The 25,703-nt window shown below is 51.6% G+C and carries 24 protein-coding genes; 3 read left to right on the forward strand and 21 right to left on the reverse strand.

Annotation, left to right across the window (positions count from 1 at the left end):
- Positions 1-5: 5 nt before the first annotated feature.
- From thiK to hinT, 4 genes are read right to left on the reverse strand one after another with little or no spacing between them, the layout of a single operon-like run.
- Positions 6-830 (reverse strand): thiamine kinase, encoded by an 825-nt coding sequence (gene thiK, locus AACU19_RS07555; protein ID WP_105278042.1) that lies wholly within the window; start codon positions 828-830, stop codon positions 6-8.
- Positions 811-1,452 carry a penicillin-binding protein activator LpoB gene (lpoB, locus tag AACU19_RS07560; protein WP_000164439.1) on the reverse strand — a complete coding sequence of 214 codons (642 nt, stop codon included), beginning with the start codon at positions 1,450-1,452 and terminating at the stop codon, positions 811-813. The genes thiK and lpoB overlap by 20 nt, the downstream gene beginning before the upstream one ends.
- A 13-nt stretch (positions 1,453-1,465) precedes the next feature.
- Complete coding sequence (locus AACU19_RS07565) at positions 1,466-1,843, reverse strand: YcfL family protein (RefSeq protein ID WP_001225291.1); 378 nt, start codon at positions 1,841-1,843, stop codon at positions 1,466-1,468.
- A 2-nt stretch (positions 1,844-1,845) separates the two neighbouring features.
- Positions 1,846-2,205: a purine nucleoside phosphoramidase gene (hinT, locus tag AACU19_RS07570; RefSeq protein WP_000807125.1), complete on the reverse strand. Its 360-nt coding sequence runs from the start codon at positions 2,203-2,205 to the stop codon at positions 1,846-1,848.
- A gap of 333 nt (positions 2,206-2,538) precedes the next feature.
- Between hinT and fhuE the strand changes: the two genes are divergently transcribed.
- Positions 2,539-4,728 (forward strand): ferric-rhodotorulic acid/ferric-coprogen receptor FhuE, encoded by a 2,190-nt coding sequence (gene fhuE, locus AACU19_RS07575; RefSeq protein ID WP_105278043.1) that lies wholly within the window; start codon positions 2,539-2,541, stop codon positions 4,726-4,728.
- A gap of 59 nt (positions 4,729-4,787) precedes the next feature.
- On the opposite strand, the gene ptsG is transcribed toward fhuE, so the two are convergent.
- From ptsG to yceD, 14 genes are all read right to left on the reverse strand, one after another.
- A complete protein-coding gene (ptsG, locus tag AACU19_RS07580) occupies positions 4,788-6,221 on the reverse strand; it encodes a PTS glucose transporter subunit IIBC (protein WP_000475716.1) in 1,434 nt (477 codons plus the stop codon).
- 293 nt (positions 6,222-6,514) lie between these two features.
- Positions 6,515-7,312 (reverse strand): metal-dependent hydrolase, encoded by a 798-nt coding sequence (locus AACU19_RS07585; protein ID WP_032183940.1) that lies wholly within the window; start codon positions 7,310-7,312, stop codon positions 6,515-6,517.
- Between the two features lie 10 nt (positions 7,313-7,322).
- A complete protein-coding gene (gene holB / locus AACU19_RS07590; RefSeq protein WP_001267966.1) occupies positions 7,323-8,327 on the reverse strand; it encodes a DNA polymerase III subunit delta' in 1,005 nt (334 codons plus the stop codon).
- Positions 8,324-8,965 carry a dTMP kinase gene (gene tmk / locus AACU19_RS07595; RefSeq protein WP_001257007.1) on the reverse strand — a complete coding sequence of 214 codons (642 nt, stop codon included), beginning with the start codon at positions 8,963-8,965 and terminating at the stop codon, positions 8,324-8,326. Before tmk ends, holB begins: the two co-directional genes overlap by 4 nt.
- A complete protein-coding gene (yceG, locus tag AACU19_RS07600; protein WP_105278044.1) occupies positions 8,955-9,977 on the reverse strand; it encodes a cell division protein YceG in 1,023 nt (340 codons plus the stop codon). The genes tmk and yceG overlap by 11 nt, the downstream gene beginning before the upstream one ends.
- A 2-nt stretch (positions 9,978-9,979) precedes the next feature.
- The gene (gene pabC / locus AACU19_RS07605) at positions 9,980-10,789 is read right to left on the reverse strand and encodes an aminodeoxychorismate lyase (RefSeq protein ID WP_105278045.1); all 810 of its coding nucleotides are present in this window, start codon (positions 10,787-10,789) and stop codon (positions 9,980-9,982) included.
- Positions 10,790-10,908: 119 nt separating this feature from the next.
- Positions 10,909-12,150 carry a beta-ketoacyl-ACP synthase II gene (gene fabF / locus AACU19_RS07610; protein ID WP_000044678.1) on the reverse strand — a complete coding sequence of 414 codons (1,242 nt, stop codon included), beginning with the start codon at positions 12,148-12,150 and terminating at the stop codon, positions 10,909-10,911.
- A gap of 87 nt (positions 12,151-12,237) precedes the next feature.
- Positions 12,238-12,474 (reverse strand): acyl carrier protein, encoded by a 237-nt coding sequence (gene acpP, locus AACU19_RS07615; RefSeq protein WP_000103754.1) that lies wholly within the window; start codon positions 12,472-12,474, stop codon positions 12,238-12,240.
- Positions 12,475-12,684: 210 nt separating this feature from the next.
- Positions 12,685-13,419: a 3-oxoacyl-ACP reductase FabG gene (gene fabG, locus AACU19_RS07620; RefSeq protein WP_001008535.1), complete on the reverse strand. Its 735-nt coding sequence runs from the start codon at positions 13,417-13,419 to the stop codon at positions 12,685-12,687.
- 12 nt (positions 13,420-13,431) lie between these two features.
- Positions 13,432-14,361, reverse strand: coding sequence for an ACP S-malonyltransferase (gene fabD, locus AACU19_RS07625; protein ID WP_000191372.1), 930 nt, complete (start codon positions 14,359-14,361; stop codon positions 13,432-13,434).
- Positions 14,362-14,376: 15 nt separating this feature from the next.
- Positions 14,377-15,330 (reverse strand): beta-ketoacyl-ACP synthase III, encoded by a 954-nt coding sequence (gene fabH, locus AACU19_RS07630; protein ID WP_000288132.1) that lies wholly within the window; start codon positions 15,328-15,330, stop codon positions 14,377-14,379.
- A 67-nt stretch (positions 15,331-15,397) separates the two neighbouring features.
- Positions 15,398-16,468 (reverse strand): phosphate acyltransferase PlsX, encoded by a 1,071-nt coding sequence (gene plsX / locus AACU19_RS07635; protein WP_000197578.1) that lies wholly within the window; start codon positions 16,466-16,468, stop codon positions 15,398-15,400.
- An 80-nt stretch (positions 16,469-16,548) separates the two neighbouring features.
- Positions 16,549-16,722: a 50S ribosomal protein L32 gene (gene rpmF / locus AACU19_RS07640; protein WP_000290727.1), complete on the reverse strand. Its 174-nt coding sequence runs from the start codon at positions 16,720-16,722 to the stop codon at positions 16,549-16,551.
- 51 nt (positions 16,723-16,773) lie between these two features.
- Positions 16,774-17,295: a 23S rRNA accumulation protein YceD gene (gene yceD / locus AACU19_RS07645; protein ID WP_001174481.1), complete on the reverse strand. Its 522-nt coding sequence runs from the start codon at positions 17,293-17,295 to the stop codon at positions 16,774-16,776.
- A 198-nt stretch (positions 17,296-17,493) separates the two neighbouring features.
- On the opposite strand from yceD, the gene yceF reads away from it, so the two are divergent.
- Positions 17,494-18,078 (forward strand): 7-methyl-GTP pyrophosphatase, encoded by a 585-nt coding sequence (yceF, locus tag AACU19_RS07650; protein WP_001125202.1) that lies wholly within the window; start codon positions 17,494-17,496, stop codon positions 18,076-18,078.
- Positions 18,079-18,189: 111 nt separating this feature from the next.
- On the opposite strand, the gene rluC is transcribed toward yceF, so the two are convergent.
- Positions 18,190-19,149 carry a 23S rRNA pseudouridine(955/2504/2580) synthase RluC gene (gene rluC / locus AACU19_RS07655; RefSeq protein ID WP_000846356.1) on the reverse strand — a complete coding sequence of 320 codons (960 nt, stop codon included), beginning with the start codon at positions 19,147-19,149 and terminating at the stop codon, positions 18,190-18,192.
- Between the two features lie 572 nt (positions 19,150-19,721).
- Here rluC and rne point away from each other — a divergent pair.
- Positions 19,722-22,907: a ribonuclease E gene (rne, locus tag AACU19_RS07660; RefSeq protein WP_105278047.1), complete on the forward strand. Its 3,186-nt coding sequence runs from the start codon at positions 19,722-19,724 to the stop codon at positions 22,905-22,907.
- A gap of 184 nt (positions 22,908-23,091) precedes the next feature.
- Here the strand turns inward: rne and flgL are convergent, their stop codons facing one another.
- Together flgL and flgK are read right to left on the reverse strand one after the other, a co-directional pair.
- Positions 23,092-24,045, reverse strand: coding sequence for a flagellar hook-associated protein FlgL (flgL, locus tag AACU19_RS07665; protein WP_105278048.1), 954 nt, complete (start codon positions 24,043-24,045; stop codon positions 23,092-23,094).
- 11 nt (positions 24,046-24,056) lie between these two features.
- Positions 24,057-25,700, reverse strand: a complete 1,644-nt coding sequence (flgK, locus tag AACU19_RS07670) for a flagellar hook-associated protein FlgK (protein WP_000096479.1) — start codon at positions 25,698-25,700, stop codon at positions 24,057-24,059.
- Positions 25,701-25,703 lie beyond the last annotated feature (3 nt).

Consider the following 25,703-nt stretch of genomic DNA (forward strand, 5'->3'; position numbering starts at 1 on the left):
TCTCCTTATTGTTTTATTAATAGCTGCCGCCAGGTGTCATCGGCCAGCCTGATAAATTGTTGATCGCCAGTTTGTTGCCAGCGGTACTCAAACCACCCAGCTTTGAGCATCAGCAGCCAGGGAAACCATCGCCTGACCTGATGCCATAATTGCGCCGGATTAATCTTCGCGCGCGCGGCATAGTCATTAACCAATCGCCGATGCTGGTCAGTATTTTCCACCCACACCGCCGCCAGTTCCAGCGCGATATCACCATCTCCGGCATACTCCCAGTCGATAAGTTTTAATCCTGACGCGCTATGCACTAAATTTCCGGCGTGGATATCCATATGCAATGGACACAAGCGTAAAGGCTGTGGTTCCCGCGCTTTGCGCAGACGTTTTAACATTCGCAGCCAACCCGCTGTCCGCCGCACCGGATCGCTTTGCTGCCAGTACAGTTCCAGTAACGGCAGCAGCGTTATTCGCCAGCCAAAACGCGGCTGTTGATGTAGATAATACAGCAAGCCTGCCAGTTCGTTGGTATCCGGCAAATGCGTTTTTACCTCGCCGGGCAGATAGTCGACCACCATCCAGTCACGGAGATATAAATGCGGCTTCGGTGCAATGCATGCGGGTAGTTGTGATAAAGCCCGATACTGGCGCAAGAACGCGAACCGCGGCGCATCAGGATCGTGCGGCTGACGCACAACAAAACGCTGGCCCTGATGTTCAATGAGAAAACTCCCGCCACTAAGCCCACTATTAAACGTCGTGACGGGATGAAATTGCGGGAAAAAGCGCGACAGCAATTCGTCGCGCGTGATGGGATTATTGCTGCGAAACGGCACCTTTACCTGACCAGATAATTTCACCCGTCTGCACCAGCATCAGCTGCATTTGTAGGGTCGGAGCGTTAACGTTGCCAGAGGCGCTGGAGTACAGCACGTAATGAGCGCCGACATTGCGGGCAATGCCTATGGCTTTACTACGGGTACCTAAACTGTCCTGCGGCGACAAACCTAACTGTTGCTTCGCCATCGACAGCTGCTGGGCGGAAACCAGGGTAAATTTACCGTTATTAGCCAGTGCATTGCGCAGCGTTTCGGTCGCTTCTGCGGCATTCAGCGAACCGTTAGTACGGTTGTTAACGCTATCAACCAGCAGGACGCTACCCGCAGTCACACCGTCAGCCCCAAGCATTTTACTGACCATCGGCTGCATTGCGCCATTCCAGTCATAATGGCGAATATGCGGCGCAGGCGGTGCGGTTTGATCTTCATGCTCAATTGGCCCTGGCTGCTGCGGGATCGTCGGCACCGATGGCACCGTGGGCACAGGCTGTTGTGGCTCGGCAGGTTGTTCCGGCGCTGGTTTCACTTCTTCTACCGGTGCAGGTTCACGTTGCCCCACACACCCGGCGAGAAACATCGCCAGCGCGGTAATCAAGGCGTAGCGACTCATTTTTGTCATCAAGATTCACCCCTTACAAATATAGATAAAGTCTGACTTTGTGCGCCCCCAGAAAATTGGCGCTGCCGTACAGCGTTACCGCCGAATGTGCGGGAATGGTAACGCTGCGTGGCCTTTCCAGAGGATGCATCTCCAGCCCTCTGGCGTCATACCAGTAAAAACGATAATGAACGGTAACGGGTTCTTGCCTTTCGTTATAAAGCGTTGAGGATGCTGAAGGTTGAATATCAGACGTCGAAAGGACGGGCTTTTCTGCACTGATGCCCGCAGCCAATAAAGATGACTCCATCACCAGCGATTGCTCATCATTCACCGGAATTTCCGGATGTGAACGACAGCCCACCAGCACTAACAACGCCAGAGACACCAGCCCAAAGCATCCTTTTCTCATCGTTACAGACCTTTATGCGCCAGCATTGGTCCCAGCGGACGGCCACCCAACAAGTGCATATGGATGTGGTAAACCTCTTGTCCGCCGTGGCGGTTGGTGTTCATGATCAGACGATAGCCATCTTCGGCAATACCTTCTTGCTCAGCAATTTTTGCCGCTACGGTGATCATGCGTCCCAGCGCCTGCTCATGCTCAGCAGACACGTCGTTCACAGTTGGAATAAGGATATTTGGAATGATCAGAATATGCGTTGGCGCTTGCGGCGAAATATCGCGAAACGCCGTTACCAGATCATCCTGGTAGACGATATCGGAGGGGATCTCACGACGAATAATTTTGCTGAATATAGTTTCTTCTGCCACGACATTTTCCTTTTTCAAATAGCCATGCGTTGCGCCATGCTACGCCGCGCCATACTGCGAGTATAGAGTATGGTCGAGTTAAACCTGCTCTTTCAACCTTAACTCACGATTTCTTAAGCAAAAAATCGTTTTACTGCCGTATATATCGTCATTATTCCCATTTCTGCCTGCGAATTCGCTGAAAAGACATTCTCTGTTTGGTTTACACGCCAAATATGAATGCGTATATTTCTCATTTGCATTTACATGCAAAATTATTCGCACACTATATATAACCGCTCATCATCCTCATCCTGCATGAGCCTGACGACAACATAAACCAAGAGATTTCAAATGCTTTCAACACAATTTAACAGGGATAATCAACATCAAACCACCTCCAAACCGTCACTACTTGCCGCCTGCATAGCACTGGCACTCTTACCTTCCGCCGCTTTTGCTGCACCAGCCACTGAAGAAACGGTGATTGTTGAGGGTTCAGCCACTACTCCAGTTGATGACGAAAATGATTACAGCGTAACGTCTACCTCTGCGGGTACCAAAATGCAGATGACTCAACGTGATATTCCTCAGTCGGTCACTATTGTTAGCCAGCAGCGGATGGAAGATCAGCAGTTACAAACGCTGGGCGAAGTGATGGAAAACACGCTGGGGATCAGCAAAAGTCAGGCGGATTCCGATCGTGCTCTTTATTATTCCCGCGGATTCCAGATCGATAACTATATGGTTGATGGTATCCCCACCTATTTTGAATCGCGCTGGAATCTGGGCGACGCACTTTCTGATATGGCACTGTTTGAACGCGTAGAAGTAGTGCGTGGCGCGACAGGACTCATGACCGGTACGGGTAATCCATCTGCGGCAATTAATATGGTTCGAAAACACGCGACCAGTCGTGAATTTAAAGGCGATGTCTCGGCAGAATACGGTAGCTGGAACAAAGAACGGTATGTAGCGGATTTACAAAGTCCACTCACCGAAGATGGTAAAATCCGCGCGCGAATTGTCGGCGGCTACCAGAATAACGACTCATGGCTGGACCGCTACAACAGTGAAAAGACCTTCTTCTCCGGCATTGTTGATGCTGATTTAGGCGATCTTACGACGCTTTCAGCCGGTTACGAATATCAGCGCATTGATGTTAATAGCCCAACGTGGGGCGGTTTACCGCGCTGGAATACTGATGGCAGCAGCAACAGTTACGATCGCGCACGCAGTACCGCACCTGACTGGGCGTACAACGATAAAGAGATCAACAAGGTCTTTATGACCCTCAAGCAGCGGTTTGCTGATACCTGGCAAGCGACACTGAATGCCACCCACTCCGAAGTCGAATTTGACAGCAAAATGATGTATGTCGATGCCTATGTAAACAAAGCGGATGGTATGCTGGTTGGGCCATACAGTAATTATGGACCTGGCTTTGATTATGTCGGCGGCACCGGTTGGAACAGCGGCAAACGTAAAGTTGATGCGCTGGATTTGTTCGCTGACGGTAGTTATGAATTGTTTGGTCGTCAGCACAATCTCATGTTTGGTGGCAGTTACAGCAAACAAAACAATCGTTACTTCAGTTCATGGGCCAACATCTTCCCGGATGAAATTGGCAGTTTCTACAACTTTAATGGCAATTTCCCACAAACCGAGTGGTCACCACAGAGTCTGGCGCAGGACGATACCACACATATGAAATCGTTATATGCTGCCACTCGTGTCACCCTTGCCGATCCGCTGCATCTGATCCTCGGCGCACGTTATACCAACTGGCGGGTTGATACGCTGACTTACAGCATGGAGAAAAACCACACCACGCCTTATGCTGGTCTGGTGTTTGACATTAATGACAACTGGTCGACCTACGCCAGCTATACCTCTATTTTCCAGCCGCAAAATGATCGTGACAGTTCAGGCAAATATCTGGCTCCAATCACCGGTAACAACTACGAGCTGGGTCTGAAATCGGACTGGATGAATAGCCGTCTGACCACCACGTTAGCCATCTTCCGTATTGAGCAGGATAATGTAGCTCAGTCCACCGGTACACCTATCCCCGGCAGCAACGGCGAAACCGCCTATAAAGCGGTGGATGGGACAGTCAGTAAAGGTGTGGAATTTGAACTCAACGGCGCAATTACCGACAACTGGCAGCTGACGTTTGGCGCAACGCGCTATATTGCAGAAGATAACGAAGGAAACGCCGTTAATCCTAATCTGCCACGCACCACGGTTAAAATGTTCACCAGCTATCGGTTGCCTGTCATGCCAGAGTTGACGGTCGGCGGTGGTGTTAACTGGCAAAATCGCGTGTATACCGACACCGTGACACCGTATGGCACCTTCCGCGCCGAGCAAGGTAGCTACGCGCTGGTGGATCTCTTCACCCGCTACCAGGTGACGAAAAACTTCTCGTTACAGGGGAACGTCAATAACCTGTTCGACAAAACCTACGATACCAACGTGGAAGGTTCTATCGTCTACGGCGCACCGCGTAATTTCAGCATTACCGGCACGTATCAATTCTGAATAACACCTGTAAAAAAGGCAGCCATCTGGCTGCCTTAGTCTCCCCAACGTCTTACGGATTAGTGGTTACGGATGTACTCATCCATCTCGGTTTTCAGGTTATCGGATTTAGTACCGAAAATCGCCTGAACACCAGAACCAGCAACCACTACGCCCGCTGCGCCCAGTTTCTTCAGGCCAGCCTGATCCACTTTAGACACATCAGCAACGCTGACGCGCAGACGGGTAATACATGCGTCGAGGTTAGTGATGTTTTCTTTACCACCAAACGCAGCAACCAGAGCCGGTGCCATTTCGCTGGTACCTGTCGCTTTTGCATCATCAGTCGCGTCTTCACGACCCGGCGTTTTCAGATCCAGTGCTTTAATCAGCACGCGGAAGATGGTGTAGTAAACAATTGCATAACCGATACCGACGATCGGGAACAGCCACAGTTTGCTGCTGTTACCAGACAGAACGATGAAGTCGATCAGACCGTGCGAGAACGACGTACCGTCACGCATCCCCAGAAGAATACAGATTGGGAATGCCAGGCCTGCCAGAATCGCGTGGATGATGTACAGGATCGGCGCAACAAACATGAAGGAGAACTCGATCGGCTCGGTGATACCGGTCAGGAACGAGGTCAGCGCCGCGGAGATCATGATACCGCCCACTTTCGCGCGGTTTTCCGGTTTAGCAGAGTGCCAGATAGCAATTGCGGCAGCTGGCAGACCGTACATTTTGAACAGGAAGCCGCCAGACAGTTTACCCGCAGTCGGGTCACCCGCCATATAACGCGGAATGTCGCCGTGGAAAACCTGACCTGCAGCGTTGGTGTATTCACCAATCTGCATCTGGAAAGGTACGTTCCAGATGTGGTGCAGACCAAACGGTACCAGGCAACGTTCGATGAAACCGTAAATGCCAAACGCAACTACCGGGTTCTGGTAAGCAGCCCACTGAGAGAAGGTCTGGATTGCAGAACCAATAGGCGGCCAAATGAAGGACAGCACAACGCCAGTAAATATGGCAGCCAGGCCTGAAATGATCGGCACAAAGCGTTTACCGGCAAAGAAGCCAAGATACTCAGGCAGCTTAATACGGTAGAAACGGTTAAACATGTACGCTGCGATCGCACCGGAGATGATCCCCCCGAGTACGCCAGTATCCGCCAGGTGTTTAGAGGCGATTTCTTCAGCAGGTAAATGCAGTACCAGTGGCGCAACCACGGCCATGGTTTTAACCATGATGCCATAGGCAACAACTGCGGCCAGCGCGGATACGCCATCGTTGTTGGTAAAGCCGAGGGCGACACCGATCGCAAAAATCAGTGGCATGTTTGCAAAGACGGAACCGCCTGCTTCTGCCATAACATGCGATACAACGGCGGGCAGCCAGCTGAAATTCGCGGAACCGACGCCCAGCAGAATACCTGCGATAGGCAGTACGGATACCGGCAGCATCAGCGATTTACCGACCTTTTGCAGGTTAGCAAATGCATTCTTAAACATAATTGAGAGTGCTCCTGAGTATGGGTGCTTTTTTACGTTCTCACGCGTGGCAAGGGGGGAGAGTCTCGCCGTGTACAGGGCATCTAAGCGCCCTTTATTTATTACACAGAGTAAAATAATTCAGTGCCGATTTGTTTGACGGCTATCACGTTTCAACTTCAGATCATTGGAGAAGTTGCACATTTTGACAAATCATATGTCACAATATTTCAAACGTGGTTATTCACCGCCCAATTTTCGGCGGTGAACTTTACTCGTTTTAGCCATTAATTACGAGCTTTAAAAAAACTCATTCAACGGATGGATTGAAGGCGGGAAGCGTCGATGTGAAACAGACGGGCGAAGTTATCGGTGGTTACCTGCGCCAGTTCTTCAACGGCAACACCTTTCAACACAGCCATGTATTCTGCAACGTCACGAACCATCGCAGGTTGATTCTCTTTTCCTCGATGCGGAACCGGTGCAAGGTAAGGTGAGTCAGTTTCTACCAGTAACCGATCGAGGGGGACATAACGCGCGGCATCGCGCAGTTGCTCCGCATTACGGAAGGTCACAATGCCGGAAAAGGAGATGTAAAATCCGAGATCCAGTAATTTACCCGCCGTTTCTCTGTCCTCTGTAAAACAGTGTAGTACGCCACCGCAATCCGTCACTTTTTCTTCGCGCAGAATTGCCAGCGTATCGGCGCGGGCGTCACGGGTGTGGACGATAACCGGCTTGTTCAGTTCACGACCAATCTGGATATGATGGATGAAGGACTCTTGCTGCCGTACTTTCGTTTCCGGCGTGTAATAATAATCCAACCCCGTTTCACCCAGCGCAACAACGCCCTCTTCTGCCGCCAGACGGCGTAAATCTTCTACATCGTAGGGATCATTCTGGTTGAGTGGATGCACGCCACAAGAAAATACGACGTTGTCACGTTCGCCTACCAGATCCCGCATGTGTAAATAACCCGGTAATGTTGTGGCGACTGCCAGACAAAATTTCACATCGCGTGCGGCGGCTTTCACCAGAACGTCATCCACGTCCTTATGCAAAGATTCATAATCCAGACCATCGAGATGGCAGTGTGAGTCGACTAAAAACATGATGTCTCTCTTAAAGATGAGGAACCGGTAGCACAACGCCCGGTTGCAGGTAATGCTCAATACGCAGTAAAAGATCGGTGATGAGAAGCTCGCGGTTAATACCTGTGACAGACATTAACTGTTCACGAATGTGGCAAACATCCCCCAGTATAGCCTGCAGACGCGAGGGAGAAAGATGGTTTGCCAGTTCGACGACCAGGCCCGGCACATCAACATTGGTAACCTGCGCAGCGCCATGATGGCGTTTTAGCGCATCCATCAGCAACGTTGCCAGCCAGTGTAAACGCGCCGGAGCTTGTTCATGATTAAGGGCCGCTAGCAGCGAATACCAGTCGCCCGATTGCACGCTATATGCCAGCGCCTGACACAATGTTTCACGAGCCTGCCAGATATCTCCCTGAAACAACGCCAGTGCCGCACCAGGCGAACCGGCGCTTAAGCGCAATGCGGCAAGTAATGCATCCTGTGACATTGTCACTTCGCGTGAAAGCCAGGTCACGGCGTACTGTTCCGGCGGCGGCGCAAGGTAATGTAACCGACAACGACTACGTAATGTTGCCAGTAAACGTTCAGGCTCGCGGGTAGCAAGGAAAAACCAGGTTTCTGCTGGCGGCTCTTCAAGCGTTTTCAGCAATGCGTTAGCCGCGGCGTCAGTCAGTAAGGCAGCATCGGTTACCCAGACAACTTTCGCACCACCTAAGCGTGCGTGCTCATTTAACTTTTCGGTGACTTCACGTACCGCATCAATGCCCAGCGCATTTTTCCCTTTTTCGGGAGCCAGGGTGTAATAATCGGGATGCGTGCCAGCCTGCATCAACTGACATCCACGACAGTGACCGCAACTTTTGTGGCCCTGCGGTTGTTGGCAGAGTAAATAACGGCTCAGGGCGTAGATTAAAGCATCCTCGCCCATACCCGGTAACGCCTGAATGAGTAGCGCATGGTGACCTCTTCCGGCCTGATAGCTGGCTACCAGTTTTTCGAAATCAGGTCGTAACCATGGATACCATCTCATGCGTCCAACTCCTTCACCCAATTTGTCACGGTAGTGCGGATTGCATCCATCACGGACTCCAGCGGCTGGGTGGCATCAATGGTATGAATGCTTTTATCTTGTGCTGCCAGTTCCAGATAGCGGGCGCGGGTGCGATTAAAGAAATCGAAAGACTCTTGCTCAATACGATCCAGCTCGCCGCGCGCACGCGCGCGTTTTAAGCCAACTTCCGGGGTAACATCGAGATAGAGTGTTAAGTCAGGGCGAAAATCACCGAGAACAGCATCACGCAGCGTTGCCAACATATGTTGGTCAATACCACGTCCGCCGCCCTGATACGCCTGAGTGGAGAGATCGTGGCGGTCGCCAATCACCCAGGTGCCGTTAGCCAGCGCAGGTTTGATGACCGTTTCTACCAGTTGAACACGCGCGGCATAAAACATCAGAACTTCGGCTTTATCGGTAATGACTTCATCGCCTACCGATTTGATATCCAGCACCAGGCTTCTTAACTTTTCGGCAAGTTGCGTACCGCCAGGTTCCCGAGTGAAAACCATGTCGCGGATACCCAGTTGCTCGAGCGTCTCAACCACCACATTACGCGCGGTAGTTTTGCCTGCGCCTTCCAGCCCCTCAATGACGATATACTTACTGCGCATTTTTTTCCTTAAGCACTTTCAGATAATCCTGCACAGACTTGTTATGACTGGCAAGATTGGTATTAAACGTGTGACCACCTTTACCATCGGCCACAAAATAGAGATACGGCGTTTTTGCCGGATGCGCAGCAGCCTTCAGCGAATCCGCCCCCGGCGTCGCTATCGCACCTGGCGGCAAACCGGTAATGGTATAGGTGTTATACGCTGTTGGCGTTTCCAGGTCTGCACGAGAAAGTTTGCCATTATAACGCTCTCCCATCCCGTAAATCACGGTCGGGTCGGTCTGCAGGCGCATACCAATGCGTAAACGGTTGATAAATACCGAGGCAACCTGATCGCGTTCGCTGGAAACGGCGGTTTCTTTTTCGATAATTGATGCCATCGTCACCAACTGGTTTTTATCTTTATAAGGCAGACCGTCCGCACGCCCTTCCCAGGCGCTATCGACCGCTTTCACCATTTTCTTGTGCGCTCGCTTGAGTAACGCGACATCGGTGGTATTGGCGGTATACATCCAGGTGTCTGGCCAGAACCAACCTTCAATCCACTCCGGGTTTTCCAGTTCAAGTGCCTGCGCTACGGTGGCGTACTTATCGTCGCTCAGCGTGTGCTTGATATACGGGGCCTCACGCAATTGCTTGAGGTAATCGCTCAAACGCATCCCTTCTACCAGTCGCAGAGGGAACTGTGCTTCTTTACCGCTTTCCAGCAATTTCAGCATCTCACGTACGGTCATCTGCGGTGTTAAGCGGTAAGTCCCGGCTTTGAAGTGAGAAAGATCCGGTTCGATACGCAATAGCCATTGAAATACCCGTGGCCGATTGATGATCTTATCGGCATAAAGCTGTTCACCGAGCGCCAGACGTCCGGTCCCCGGTTTCAGGGTAAATATCGTCTCTTCTTTAATAAGCAATTTGCTGTCGGCAAGATGGCGAACCTTCCAGACGCCCACACCAGCGGCGATACCCAATACCACCAGCAATAACAAGATAATCAATAACACTTTTTTCATGACTAATTCGGGCGCTCACATAGTGGGGCTAAATATTCATATAACGTTGCTGACGAAAAGGAAACTTCGCCACAGGCACGTACGGGCATGACTGGCATTAACGCATTACAAATTACCATCTCATCTGCTTGCAACGCCTCCTCCAAAGAGGCTTGCACTTCGACAAGCTGATAAGAGGATTGTGCCAGTAAACGGATACAGAATTGTCGCATAATGCCGTTAACACCTGCCTGATCCAGCCGCGGCGTATAAACTATATTGCCCTTCCGCCAGAACAAATTAGCCGCACAGCATTCCGTAACCCACCCTTCGCTGTCAAGGACCAGCGCCTCATCAGCGTTTGTCTGCTCAAGATGAGAGCGGATCAATACTTGTTCAAGCCGATTAAGATGTTTAATACCTGCAAGATGAGGATTGCGCCCCAGCCGCACCGGGCTTAGCGCCAACATCATCCCCTCGTTACGCAAACGATCGTAATGTGCAGGATAAGCCGTAACGGAGAGAATCCGCGTTGCCGGTCCGCTGTTCAATGTGCTGTACCCTCGCCCGCCACTACCGCGACTGATCACGACCTTCAGCACACCATTCTGCTGTTCTGCTGCCAGCGTTTTCATCTCTTGTTCAAGCTGAGGCCAGAAGTCACAGGAAATCATCAACTGCTGACAAGCTTCCTGTAGTCGCTGGATATGTGCCGATAACAAACTGACTTTACCGTCGATAACTCTGGCGGTGGTGAAACAACCATCGCCAAACTGCGTAGCCCGATCGCTTGCTGCCAGCGATTCCTGTTTATGACCGTTAATTAAGAACATACCAACTCCTTACCAGAGAATTGTTAGTGTGGCAGCATGTTCACTACGGAACAAGTCGGAATAAAAGCTAAGAAAAAAGGCCCGCAAGCGGACCTTTTATAAGGGTGGGAAATGACAACTTAGATCTTTTTAAAGATCAAAGAACCATTAGTACCACCGAAGCCGAAGGAGTTACACAGCGTGTATTCCATTCCGCTAACCTGACGCGCTTCGTGCGGTACGAAATCCAGATCGCAACCTTCATCCGGATTATCCAGGTTGATGGTTGGCGGAACAGCCTGATCGCGCAGTGCCAGGATGGAGTAGATAGACTCTACTGCACCCGCCGCACCTAACAGGTGACCGGTCATAGATTTCGTGGAGCTCACCAACACACGGCTGGCAGCTTCACCGAAGATGCTTTTAACAGCCTGCGCTTCAGCTTTATCGCCAGCCGGTGTAGAAGTACCGTGCGCGTTAACGTAGCCAATCTGACTCGCTTCAATGCCTGCATCACGCAGAGCATTTGCCATTGCCAGAGCTGCGCCTGCGCCGTTTTCTGGCGGTGACGTCATATGGTAAGCATCGCTGCTCATACCAAAGCCAACGAGTTCAGCGTAAATTTTCGCCCCGCGTTTTTTCGCGTGTTCGTACTCTTCCAGTACCAGCATACCGGCACCATCGCCCAGTACGAAACCATCGCGCTCTTTATCCCACGGGCGGCTCGCCGCTTGCGGGTTATCATTGCGGGTAGATAATGCACGTGCCGCGCCAAAACCACCAACGCCCAGCGGCGTACTGGCTTTCTCTGCGCCACCTGCAACCATCACGTCAGCATCGCCATACGCGATAATACGCGCAGCATGACCGATGTTGTGCACGCCAGAAGTACAGGCGGTCGCGATAGAGATGCTTGGGCCACGCAGGCCATACATGATAGTCAGATGACCTGCCACCATGTTCACAATCGTTGACGGAACGAAGAATGGGCTGATCTTACGTGGGCCACCATTCATCAGAGATGTGTGGTTTTCTTCAATCAGTCCGAGGCCGCCAATCCCGGAGCCAATTGCGGCACCAATACGGGTTGCGTTCTCTTCCGTTATTTCAAGGCCAGAATCCTGCATGGCCTGAACGCCAGCGACAATTCCATATTGAATGAAGGCATCCATCTTGCGCTGTTCTTTGCGCGAGATAATGTCCTCACAGTTAAAATCCTTTACTAAGCCAGCAAATTTCGTTGCATAGGCGCTAGTATCGAAATGGTCGATTAGGCTGATGCCACTCTGACCGGCAAGCAGAGCTTTCCAGGTAGACTCTACGGTATTGCCGACAGGAGACAACATGCCCAGTCCGGTCACAACTACACGACGCTTAGACACGTTTGTCCTCCAGGGAGGGAAAAAATGATTCTAGTGGGACAAAAAGATAAAACTCAGGCGGTCGAACGACCGCCTGGAGATGTTCACTTACGCCTGGTGGCCGTTGATGTAATCAATGGCAGCCTGAACGGTGGTGATTTTCTCAGCTTCTTCGTCCGGAATCTCAGTATCAAACTCTTCTTCCAGAGCCATTACCAGCTCAACGGTGTCAAGAGAATCCGCGCCCAGGTCTTCAACGAAAGAAGCATTGTTGGTAACTTCTTCCTGCTTAACGCCCAGCTGTTCGCCGATAATTTTCTTAACGCGTTCTTCGATAGTGCTCATACTCTTAAATTTCCTATCAAAACTCGCTTTCGCGATGGTTTTCGTAGTGTATAAAATGTTGAAAAATTTGCAACTAAATCCCGGCAGGTCTTACCACGATTTTACGTTATTTTGAGGCCTTACCCCCCAATAACGCAAATCATTTTGCACTAATTATTACTCATAACCACGCAGACTGCGCGCAACATGAGCATTTTGTGCAAATCGCGGTCAGACCATGTACATCCCGCCGTTCACATGCAAAGTTTCACCCGTGATGTAAGCTGCTTCGTCGGATGCCAGGAATGCAACCGCGTTGGCGATTTCCTGTGCACCGCCGAGGCGACCCGCAGGAACCTGCGCCAGGATACCCGCACGCTGGTCATCGCTCAGCGCACGTGTCATGTCCGTTTCAATAAAGCCCGGAGCAACAACGTTTACAGTAATACCGCGTGACGCAACTTCGCGCGCCAGTGATTTACTGAAGCCGATCAAGCCCGCTTTCGCCGCAGCGTAGTTGGCCTGACCGCCATTTCCCATGGTACCAACCACAGAACCGATAGTGATAATGCGACCATGACGCTTTTTCATCATAGCGCGCATTACCGCTTTTGACAGACGGAAAACAGATGAAAGGTTGGTTTCGATAATATCGTTCCACTCTTCATCTTTCATTCGCATTAACAGGTTATCACGAGTGATACCGGCATTATTGACCAGGATATCCACTTCACCAAATTCTGCGCGAATTTTTTCCAGAACAGATTCGATAGATGCTGGATCGGTCACATTCAACATCAGACCTTTGCCGTTGGCACCTAAATAATCACTGATCGCCTGAGCGCCATTTTCACTGGTCGCAGTGCCGATAACTTTCGCGCCACGGGCTGCGAGCGTTTCAGCAATTGCGCGGCCAATTCCGCGGCTTGCACCGGTTACCAGTGCGATTTTTCCTTCAAAATTCATGATTTTCCTCTTTTAAAGCTCGAGCGCCGCTGCCATCGCTGAAGGTTCGTTCAGCGCCGAGGCGGTCAGGGTGTCGACAATGCGTTTCGTCAGGCCAGTAAGCACTTTGCCCGGGCCGACTTCATAGAGATGTTCTACGCCTTGCGCTGCCATGTATTCAACAGACTTCGTCCACTGAACCGGGTTATACAACTGACGTACCAGTGCGTCACGGATGGCATCACCATTGGTTTCGCATTTCACATCAACGTTATTCACAACAGGAACTGTTGGTGCGTTAAAGGTGATTTTCGCTAATTCTACTGCCAGTTTGTCGGCTGCCGGTTTCATCAGCGCACAGTGAGACGGTACGCTCACTGGCAACGGCAGCGCGCGTTTTGCGCCTGCAGCTTTACAGGCAGCTCCAGCACGCTCAACGGCTTCTTTATGTCCCGCAATTACCACCTGGCCTGGAGAGTTGAAGTTTACCGGAGAAACCACCTGACCTTCTGCAGCTTCTTCACACGCTTTCGCAATAGACGCATCATCCAGACCGATGATTGCCGCCATAGCGCCCGTTCCTTCCGGTACGGCTTCTTGCATGAACTTGCCGCGCATCTCAACCAGACGCACCGCATCAGCGAAATCAATCACACCAGCGCAAACCAGCGCAGAGTATTCCCCGAGGCTGTGACCGGCCATCATCGCTGGTGCTTTACCGCCCTGCTGCTGCCATACGCGGTACAGCGCAACTGATGCAGTCAACAGCGCTGGCTGAGTTTGCCAGGTTTTATTAAGTTCTTCGGCTGGCCCCTGCTGAGTCAGCGCCCACAGGTCATAACCCAGCGCCGCAGAAGCTTCAGCAAACGTTTCTTCGACAATGGGATAGCTCGCCGCCATATCAGCCAGCATTCCAACGGTTTGAGAACCCTGTCCAGGGAACACAAATGCAAATTGCGTCATCTTTTAATCCTTATCCTAGAAACGAACCAGCGCGGAACCCCAGGTGAATCCACCGCCAAAGGCTTCAAGCAGAACCAACTGCCCCGGCTTAATACGCCCATCACGTACAGCTTCATCCAGCGCGCACGGGACAGAGGCCGCAGAGGTATTACCGTGGCGATCCAGCGTCACCACGACATTGTCCATCGACATGCCGAGTTTTTTCGCCGTTGCACTGATAATACGCAGGTTAGCCTGATGCGGCACCAGCCAGTCCAGTTGAGAACGGTCAAGATTATTCGCCGCCAGCGTCTCATCAACGATGTGCGCCAGTTCCGTTACCGCAACCTTGAAGACTTCGTTGCCCGCCATCGTCAGATGAATTGAATTCTCTGGATTCACACGGTCAGCATTAGGCAGCGTCAGCAATTCACCATAGCTACCATCGGCGTGCAGATGGGTAGAGATGATTCCCGGCTCTTCAGAGGCAGCCAACACCGCAGCGCCCGCGCCATCGCCAAAAATAATAATAGTCCCGCGATCTGTTGGATCGCAGGTGCGCGCCAGTACATCGGAACCGACGACCAGAGCATACTTCACCGCCCCAGATTTCACGTATTGATCGGCTACGCTTAATGCATAGGTGAAACCTGCGCAGGCTGCTGCAACGTCAAATGCCGGGCAACCTTTAATGCCCAGCATGCTTTGAATCTGACAAGCTGCGCTCGGGAAAGCGTGCGTAGCAGAAGTCGTTGCCACAACGATCAGGCCAATCTGGTCTTTCTCAATGCCCGCCATCTCAATTGCGCGTGTCGCCGCTTCAAAGCCCATGGTTGAAACGGTTTCGTTTGGCGCGGCAATGTGGCGTTCGCGGATGCCGGTACGAGTGACAATCCACTCGTCAGAGGTATCCACCATTTTTTCCAAATCGGCGTTTGTCCGCACTTGTTCGGGCAGATAGCTGCCAGTACCAATAATCTTCGTATACATGTACGCTCAGTCACTTTTCGGTTATATACCGTCACTTGCAAACTGCGAGTTCGCTGGCAGCGTCCTGCTACCGCAGAGTTCCGCTTTTGCCACCGTCCAGCAGCTCAAAACCAGCTGGGTATACAGATTCCAGGCGAGCGGCAATTCGCTGAGGAACTTGTCGCTGCACCGCCTGCACTGCCTGTTCAATCGCGACCGCAAAAGCTCGCTGATTGGCCGCACCATGACTTTTTATCACCGTGCCGCGCAATCCTAACAGACAGGCGCCGTTATACTGGTCGGGGTTGAGGTGACTGAATCGCCTCGTCAGGCTCTTTTGTAGCCAACGCTTTAATAACAGTAGCCACCACGACCGTTTTTTCCCTTCACCCTGAGATTTCAGCAGAGAAAGGAACATCCTGACAACACCTTCCATCGTCTTTAATGTGACATTTCCTGTAAAGCCGTCACAAACCAGCACATCTGTCTTGCCAGTTAACAACTCATTGGCTTCAAGATAGCCGATATAATTGATAGAAGGGATTGTTTTAAGCACCGCTGAGGCATCCCGAATACTGTCGAGACCCTTTACTTCTTCTTCACCAATATTGAGCAACGCCACGCGAGGATTGGGAATTTCCACCACCTCTTCAGCCAGGACTGAGCCCATAATGGCAAATTGCACCAACATTGTGCTGTCACAATCGACGTTGGCCCCTAAATCGAGAACCACCGTTTTGCCCTTTTGCTGATGCGGTAATACCGTCACCAGGGCCGGACGCTCAATCCCCTCCAGGGGCTTGAGTAATAATTTTGCCAGCCCCATCAGCGCCCCGGTATTACCAGCACTGACACAGGCTTGCGCTCGACCTTCTTTCACCAGCTCAAGGGCCACGCGCATTGAACTACCACGACTGGCGCGGATAGCTTGCGAAGGCCGGGCATCACTGGCGATAACTGACTGCGCAGGAATAATCTGCAGACGCGAACGTTGTTCAAAGTCAGCTTTAGCAAGTAATGGCGTGATGGCGTCGGGATTGCCGACTAAAAGAAGAGTGAGTTGCGAATTAGAATTCAGTGCCTGCAATGCTGCAGGCACTGTCACGGAAGGGCCAAAATCCCCTCCCATGACATCTAACGCCAGGGTTAGACGTGTCAAGGTATCGTCGCCGCCCGGTTTGGTCTTTCCCCAGTTGCCTGGGGAAAATCCTCACTAAGCTTCATCACGCAGACGCGTGATTACTTAGCGATGACCTTGCGGCCGCGGTAGTAACCGTCGGCAGTGATGTGGTGACGCAGGTGTTTTTCACCAGAAGTTTTGTCTACAGACAGGCTGGTGACTGCGGTCAGCGCGTCATGGGAACGACGCATGCCACGTTTGGAACGGGTTGGTTTATTCTGTTGTACGGCCATGGACCTTACTCCTCAATTACGGTTTATCCCCGATCCAACGGGGAGCACCAATTACTTACGCTTTAAGCTGGCTAATACGGCAAATGGGTTTGGCTTTTGCGCTTCTTCAGGCAGTTCACCAAAGACCATGTCCGCTTCGGACACTTCACAGTGTTCAGAATCATGCACCGGAACTACCGGCAAGGCGAGGATGATTTCATCTTCAACCATTGCAAGCAGATCGATTTCACCGAATTCGTTAACCTCAATCGGTTCATACGCTTCCGGCAGTGCTTCAGCCTGTTCGTCTGAACGCACAGGACTAAAACAATACGTTGTGTAGACCTGATGAGTAAACGGCTTCCCGCAACGCTGACACTCGAGCGTTACCGTCACCTTCGCATCGCCGTTTAACACTGCGAGACGTTGGTTATCGATAGCGAACGACATGGAGCATTCCACATCACTGTCCACACTGACTACGGATTCGGCGACGCGCTCAACCTGATCAGGGGTATAGATACCCTGGTAATCAAGGCGTTTTTGAGCCGTACGAACCGGATCGAGAGTCAGGGGTAATTTTACCTTTTGCATAGGGCGCGCATATTAACTTTGTAACGTCATAGAGTCAAAGAAAAAGGCAGCCTGTGGTTGCCTTTTGCCAATAATTCGCACACATTGCGGGTTACTGCTTTATTTTCGTTCAGTGCTGATAACGAACATCAACCTGCAAAACGAAGCGCATAGTTTAAAATGGCTATCATCAATACGCTATATCTGATGGAAAAAAATATGCCTAAACTTATTTTAGCCTCCACCTCGCCCTGGCGTCGCGCTCTTCTGGAAAAACTGCAAATCTCTTTTGAATGTGCAGCACCCGAGGTCGACGAAACCCCACGCAGCGACGAATCACCGCGACAGTTGGTGCTTCGACTGGCACAAGAAAAAGCGCAATCTCTGGCGTCACGTTATCCGGATCATTTAATTATTGGTTCAGACCAGGTATGTGTTCTTGATGGCGAAATCACCGGTAAACCGTTAACGGAAGAAAATGCCCGTCTGCAATTACGAAAAGCCAGCGGCAATATCGTCACCTTCTATACTGGACTGGCGTTGTTTAATTCGGCGAATGGGCATCTGCAAACAGAAGTGGAGCCTTTTGACGTCCATTTCCGTCACCTGAGCGAGGCGGAGATTGATAATTACGTGCGTAAGGAGCATCCCCTGCACTGCGCGGGTAGCTTTAAGAGTGAAGGATTTGGCATTACGCTGTTTGAGCGTTTAGAGGGGCGTGACCCTAACACGCTGGTTGGTTTACCGCTAATCGCGCTGTGTCAGATGTTACGTCGGGAAGGGAAAAACCCGCTAATGGGATAGTTTTTTGCGCCGGATGCGGTTACGTCGCATCCGGCAATCGGTGCTGGCGGCCTGATGCGGCGTAAACGCCTTATCAGGCCAACCGCCCATTATCAGGTTTATATGCTTGTATTAGCGCGCGTTACGCAGTTTCTGCAAACAACGCTTCAACCCCTCATCCATCGGTGCTTCGATACGCATCACCTCACCGGTTCCCGGATGGGTAAACTTCAACGCTGCGGCGTGCAGGAACAGACGATTTAATCCCGTGCCTGCTTCAGTGAGCTGTCTATCAAATTCACGGTCACCGTAGCGATCGTCAAAGGCAATCGGATGACCCGCATACTGTGTATGCACACGGATCTGATGAGTACGCCCAGTTACCGGGCTACAACGCACCAGGGTGGCAAATGCATAGCGTTCTTCCACTTTAAAGCGTGTTTCCGACGGTTTACCTTCCTGACTCACACGCACGATACGTTCGCCACTTTGCAGAATATTTTTCAGCAACGGCGCTTGTACGCTCTTCACATGCGACTGCCACTGACCGCGCACCAGCGCCAGGTAATCTTTTTGCATCCCTTTTTCACGTAATTGCTCATGCAGAGAACGCAACGCCGAGCGTTTTTTCGCTACCAGCAACACACCGGAAGTGTCCCGGTCGAGACGATGTACCAGTTCAAGGAACCGCGCTTCCGGGCGCAGCGCCCGTAAACCTTCGATAACGCCGAAGCTTAAACCACTGCCGCCATGTACCGCCGTACCGGAAGGTTTATTGAGTACCAGGATATGCTCATCTTCATATAAGATGACGTCCGCCAGCGCCGCCACCTTTTGCAGATGTGGCGAAACCGCCTCCTCTTCACGTTCAGCAACGCGAACCGGTGGAATACGCACCTCATCACCTGCTTCGAGTTTATATTCAGGCTTAATACGTTTTTTGTTCACCCGCACTTCGCCTTTACGCAAAATACGGTAAATCATACTTTTAGGTACGCCTTTCAATTGGGTACGCAAAAAGTTGTCGATACGTTGCCCCGCTTCGTCCGCGGTGATAGCAACAATTTTTACGGATGGAGTCTCTGTTTTCATGGTGGGCGATTCTAATTAGCCAACAGGATTCGCGCCACTCATTTTTCTATGCTTATATTTAGTTTTGCACCTTATTACTTCACTACGTCATCACTTTATTGATGGTTATTAAACCAATCACCATTAAGAAGTGAAAAAACTGTGAGTAAGCGGGTGATAAATGGTAAAAGTCATCTTGCTATAACGAGGCTTGCAGTGGAATAATGAGAACGTTTCCGTGTCCATCCTTGTTAAAACAAGAAATTTTACGGAATAACCCATTTTGCCCGACCGATCATCCACGCAGCAATGGCGTAAGACGTATTGATCTTTCAGGCAGTTAGCGGGCTGCGGGTTGCAGTCCTTACCGGTAGATGGAAATATTTCTGGAGAGTAATACCCAGTCTGTTTCTTTGATAATTGCGCTGTTTTTCCGCATGAAAAACGGGCAACCGACACTCTGCGCCTCTTTGAGCTGACGATAACCGTGAGGTTGGCGACGCGACTAGACACGAGGCCATCGGTTCACACCCGGAAAGGCGTTACTTTGCCCGCAGCTTAGTCGTCAATGTAAGAATAATGAGTAAGTTACGATGAAAAGAATGTTAATCAACGCAACTCAGCAGGAAGAGTTGCGCGTTGCCCTTGTAGATGGGCAGCGTCTGTATGACCTGGATATCGAAAGTCCAGGGCACGAACAGAAAAAGGCAAACATCTACAAAGGTAAAATCACCCGCATTGAACCGAGTCTGGAAGCTGCTTTTGTTGATTACGGCGCTGAACGTCACGGTTTCCTCCCACTAAAAGAAATTGCCCGCGAATATTTCCCTGCTAACTACAGTGCTCATGGTCGTCCCAACATTAAAGATGTGTTGCGTGAAGGTCAGGAAGTCATTGTTCAGATCGATAAAGAAGAGCGCGGCAATAAAGGCGCGGCATTAACCACCTTTATCAGCCTGGCAGGTAGCTATCTGGTTCTGATGCCGAACAACCCGCGCGCGGGTGGTATTTCTCGCCGTATTGAAGGCGACGACCGTACCGAATTAAAAGAAGCACTGGCAAGCCTTGAACTGCCGGAAGGCATGGGGCTTATCGTGCGCACCGCTGGCGTCGGCAAATCTGCAGAGGCGCTGCAATGGGATTTAAGCTTCCGCCTGAAACACTGGGAAGCTATTAAAAAAGCCGCTGAAAGCCGCCCTGCCCCGTTCCTGATCCATCAGGAGAGCAACGTCATCGTTCGCGCATTCCGCGATTACTTACGTCAGGACATCGGCGAAATCCTTATCGATAACCCGAAAGTGCTCGAACTGGCGCGTCAGCATATCGCTGCATTAGGTCGCCCGGATTTCAGCAGCAAAATCAAGCTGTACACTGGTGAAATTCCGCTGTTCAGCCACTACCAGATCGAGTCGCAGATCGAGTCCGCCTTCCAGCGTGAAGTCCGTCTGCCGTCTGGTGGTTCTATTGTTATCGACAGCACTGAAGCGTTAACTGCCATCGATATCAACTCCGCACGCGCAACCCGCGGCGGCGATATCGAAGAAACCGCGTTTAACACCAACCTCGAAGCTGCCGATGAGATTGCTCGTCAGCTGCGCCTGCGTGACCTCGGCGGCCTGATTGTTATCGACTTCATTGACATGACGCCAGTCCGCCACCAGCGTGCGGTAGAAAACCGTCTGCGTGAAGCGGTGCGTCAGGACCGTGCACGTATTCAAATCAGCCATATTTCTCGCTTTGGTCTGCTGGAAATGTCCCGTCAGCGGCTGAGTCCATCGCTGGGTGAATCCAGCCATCACGTCTGCCCGCGCTGCTCCGGTACCGGCACCGTGCGTGACAACGAATCCCTGTCGCTCTCTATTCTGCGTCTGATTGAAGAAGAAGCGCTGAAAGAGAACACTCAGGAAGTGCATGCCATTGTTCCTGTACCAATCGCTTCTTACCTGCTGAACGAAAAACGCTCTGCGGTAAATGCCATTGAAACTCGTCAGGACGGCGTGCGCTGTGTGATTGTGCCAAACGATCAGATGGAAACCCCGCACTACCATGTGCTGCGCGTACGCAAAGGGGAAGAAACCCCAACCTTAAGCTACATGCTGCCGAAGCTGCATGAAGAAGCGATGGCGCTGCCGTCTGAAGAAGAGTTCGCTGAACGTAAGCGTCCGGAACAACCTGCGCTGGCAACGTTTGCCATGCCGGATGTGCCGCCAGCGCCAACGCCAGCTGAACCTGCCGCGCCTGTCGCAGCCCCAGCACCTAAAGCTGCATCAACAACACCAGCAGCTCCTGCACAACCAGGGCTGTTAAGCCGCTTCTTCGGCGCACTGAAAGCGCTGTTCAGCGGTGGTGAAGAAACCAAACCGACCGAGCAACCGGCACCGAAAACTGAAACGAAACCGGAACGTCAACAGGACCGCCGTAAGCCACGTCAGAACAACCGTCGTGACCGAAATGAACGCCGCGACACACGTAGCGAACGTAATGAAGGCAGCGATAATCGCGAAGAAAACCGCCGTAATCGTCGCCAGGCACAGCAGCAGACTGCCGAGACGCGTGAGAGCCGTCAGCAGGCTGAGGTAACGGAAAAAGCGCGTACCACCGACGAGCAGCAAGCGCCGCGTCGTGAACGTAGCCGCCGCCGTAATGATGATAAACGTCAGGCGCAACAAGAAGCGAAAGCGCTGAATGTTGAAGAGCAATCTGTTCAGGAAACCGAACAGGAAGAACGTGTACGTCCGGTTCAGCCGCGTCGTAAACAGCGCCAGCTGAATCAGAAAGTGCGTTACGAGCAAAGCGTAGCCGAAGAAACGGTAGCCGCACCAGTGGTTGAAGAAACTGCCGCTGCCGAAACCATCGTTCAGGAAGTGCCTGCTCCGCGTACAGAACTGGCGAAAGTCCCGCTGCCAGTCGTAGCGCAAACTGCGCCGGAACAGCAGGAAGAGAACAATGCTGATAACCGTGATAACGGTGGCATGCCGCGTCGCTCTCGCCGCTCGCCTCGTCACCTGCGCGTAAGTGGTCAGCGTCGTCGTCGCTATCGTGACGAGCGTTACCCGACCCAGTCGCCAATGCCGTTAACCGTAGCGTGCGCGTCTCCGGAACTGGCCTCTGGCAAAGTCTGGATCCGCTATCCGATTGTACGTCCGCAAGATGTACAGGTTGAAGAGCAGCGCGAACAGGAAGAAGTACAAGTGCAACCGATGGTGACTGAGGTCCCTGTCGCCGCCGCTGTCGAACCTGTTGTTAGCGCGCCGGTTGTTGAAGAAGTGGCTGAAGTCGTAGAAGCCCCCGTTCAGGTTGCCGAACCGCAACCGGAAGTGGTTGAAACGACGCATCCTGAGGTGATTGCCGCCGCGGTAACTGAACAGCCACAGGTGATTACCGAGTCTGATGTTGCCATAGCCCAGGAAGTTGTAGAACACGCAGAACCGGTGGTTGAACCGCAGGAAGAGACGGCTGATATTGAAGAAGTTGCCGAAACTGCTGAGGTTGTGGTTGCTGAGCCTGAAGTTGTTGCTCAACCTGCCGCGCCAGTCGTCGCTGAAGTCGCAGCAGAAGTTGAAACGGTAGCTGCGGTTGAACCTGAGGTCACCGTTGAGCATAACCACGCTACCGCGCCAATGACGCGCGCTCCGGCACCGGAATATGTTCCGGAGGCACCGCGTCACAGTGACTGGCAGCGCCCTACTTTTGCCTTCGAAGGTAAAGGTGCCGCAGGTGGTCATACGGCAACGCATCATGCATCTGCCGCTCCTGCGCGTCCGCAACCTGTTGAGTAATAATTAGCTCAAGTAATCAAGCCCTGGTAACTGCCAGGGCTTTTTTATTTCATCTTTGAATCAACATATTAAATGGCATCCTTGCTAACCAACAATACAAAATAGGCAAAAAAATGCCCGCCCCGGCGATCCCAGAGCGGGCAGACAAAACATACCCAGTTTCATGATATGTTTTAAAGCGAGCTTATTTGTTGAGCTGGAAGAGCGACAATCCCTGCATATCGGTAAATGCTTTATACGATGCCTGCAATGCCGTTTGCTGCATGATGTAAGATGAAATAGTTGCATTCCAGTCCACATCAACCAGATCGCTCATCTGCTGCGTTTGCCCTAAAGCGCGATCGCTACCTAATGAATCCAGCGATTCCAGCTCGTTCAACTGCGTGCCTAATTCCGCGCGAACGGTCAGCACATTATTCAGCGAATTTTTCAGTCCGCGGTTGGTTTTATCCAGTGCCGCAGCGGCGGTTTCTTTATCCGCTTCGCTATCCGCGACCGGCGTTTTCAGGGCTGCGATGGCGCTATCCAGCATGGCAAAAAGATTGGTTTCAGAAGCGCTACCGTCTGGTTCCGCTACCGCGTTGCTGGTAATACTGTCGAAAATTTTGTCGCCGGTGTGTCCTATCACCATCGAACGCGAAGCATCGACTTGTTGTTTAATACTTTCTGATCCACCAACATAATCACCGTCAGCCTCGCTAAACGGTGCAGTTTCTGTTTTATAACCGGCAAAAATGTAGCGCCCGTTACCGTCAGTGGTGTTCGCCAGATTCAGTAACTGATCACGAAGCCCCTGAATATCCGTAGCCAGTGAGGCCCGGTCATCGTCACTCAAGGTGCCATTGCTGGCGTAGACAATTTTTTCCTGAGCATTCTGGATAGCAGTGGTGACCTGGCTAAGCACACTCTCTTCCAGTGACACTTTTTGAGTGGCGAAAGTACGCGCCAGCGTGTACTGGCTGTTTTGCGCCTGTGCCTGGGAGAGAACAACAGCTTGTGATGCAGCAATGGGATCATCTGAAGGGTTAACGACTCGCTTACCCGTCGACATCTGTTCGCCGTACTTCATCCATTCTGCCTGAGAATTGGTGATGCCACGCATGTTTTGCTGGTACATCATCTGGGTACTGAAACGCATTTTATCTCCCCTTAGCGAATGTTAATCAGCGCATCAAAAATCGCGTTTGCCGTCTGCAGAACCTGCGCATTCGCCAGGTAATACTGCTGAAAACGTTGCAAATTTCCGTACTCCTCATCGAGATTGACACCGGAAATCGACTGCTGCTGATTGGAAAGCTGCGTCACCACATTACCTTGCGTGGCGCTACTGGTTTTCAACGTCGCGGTTTTATTACCGATATCACTCACTAACGATGCATAAGCATCGTTAAAGGATTTCGCACCGCCCACCGTTTTACTGTTGCTTTGCAGATCCAGCAGGGCCTGACCGTTGCGGTTGTCGCTATCACCCGCATCTTCTTCGCTCGCCATGGCGATTTTCGCTTCGTCAGTGATTAATACATCCATGTTGACGATGGCGTCACTTACCGGTTTCAGCGTGAAGCTGTCGTTAACGGCAGGCGTTCCTGTAAACGTCAACTCCAGACCATCAAATGCCACTTTACCGTTGGCATCCGGCGTCACCGTAAAAGTGGTATTGCTGGCAAGGCGGGTGACCTGCCACTGATTATTATCGAACGAGATTTTGTAATCTGTCGCCAGTACCGCGGAGGCATCAGTTACCGTGGCACCGATCGCAACGTCACCTTTGTTTTTCGTGTTTTGCAGAACCGCGGGCTTACCGATAGCAAAGAAATCTTCACCGGCATCGCCGTTAGCATCAAATCCGGCTTTGTGTTGGGTGTTGAAAGCCTCGGCAAATGCCAGCGCCAGTTGTCCGAGCGTATTACGCGTCTGGTCCAGATCCTGAGAACGGAATGTCAGAATGCCGCCCAGCGACCCGGTATTCAGTAATTTCTCCGGGATCTCAATATTGCCTGCCGTCCCATCAACATAAGCGACAGTCGTACGAGAAGGGTCGGCGCTGGAAGGAACTGCCGCAAGTTGCCGCGCCGTACTTCCCTGAACCAGTGAGTAGCCATTGGCCATCGTGATGTTATAAGTGCCACCATCCTGAACGCTGACTTCTACGCCAACAATCTGGTTTAATTCGCTCACCAGTTGATCGCGTTGATCCAGCAGATTGTTAGGTGACGCCCCTGCCCCCACGCCTGTCAGGCGGGAGATCTGATCGTTCAGGCTGGCGATTTGTTTAGCGTAATTGTTGATCTGATCAACGCTGGCACCTATCGCGATATTGACCTGTTTGTCCTGGTCGCGCAGATATTGATCGGTGGTTTTAAACTGATTCACCAACCCTTCTGATTTCCCAATCAGCGCCTGGCGTGCTGCCGGGTCTTCCGCGTTACTTACCAGCGTTTGCAGGCTGGTGAAGAAATCCTGCATCTGTGTTGCCAGCGAAGAGGTACTGGTGGAGAGCATATTGTCGATTTTCGACATCTGCTCATAGCGGGCAGTCAGGCCGCTACTTTGCGTCTGAGCCGCACGTAACTGGTTGGTAATAAACGCATCATACTCACGCTGCACACCGGAAACGTAGACACCATTGCCAACCCAGCCACCCGCGCCCAACGTGCTGTTGGCCTGCGCCATAATAGTGGTTTGGCGGGTATATCCGGCAACGTTATAGCTGGAAATATTATTACTTGCCGTATTTAACGCCGCCTGAGCCGCGTTCAGTCCGCTCATGGCGTTATTGATCAAGCTGGACATGGA

Origin of the sequence: Escherichia sp. MOD1-EC4550 (assembly GCF_963876935.1) — a bacterium.
Classification (GTDB): Bacteria; Pseudomonadota; Gammaproteobacteria; order Enterobacterales; family Enterobacteriaceae; genus Escherichia; species Escherichia coli_F.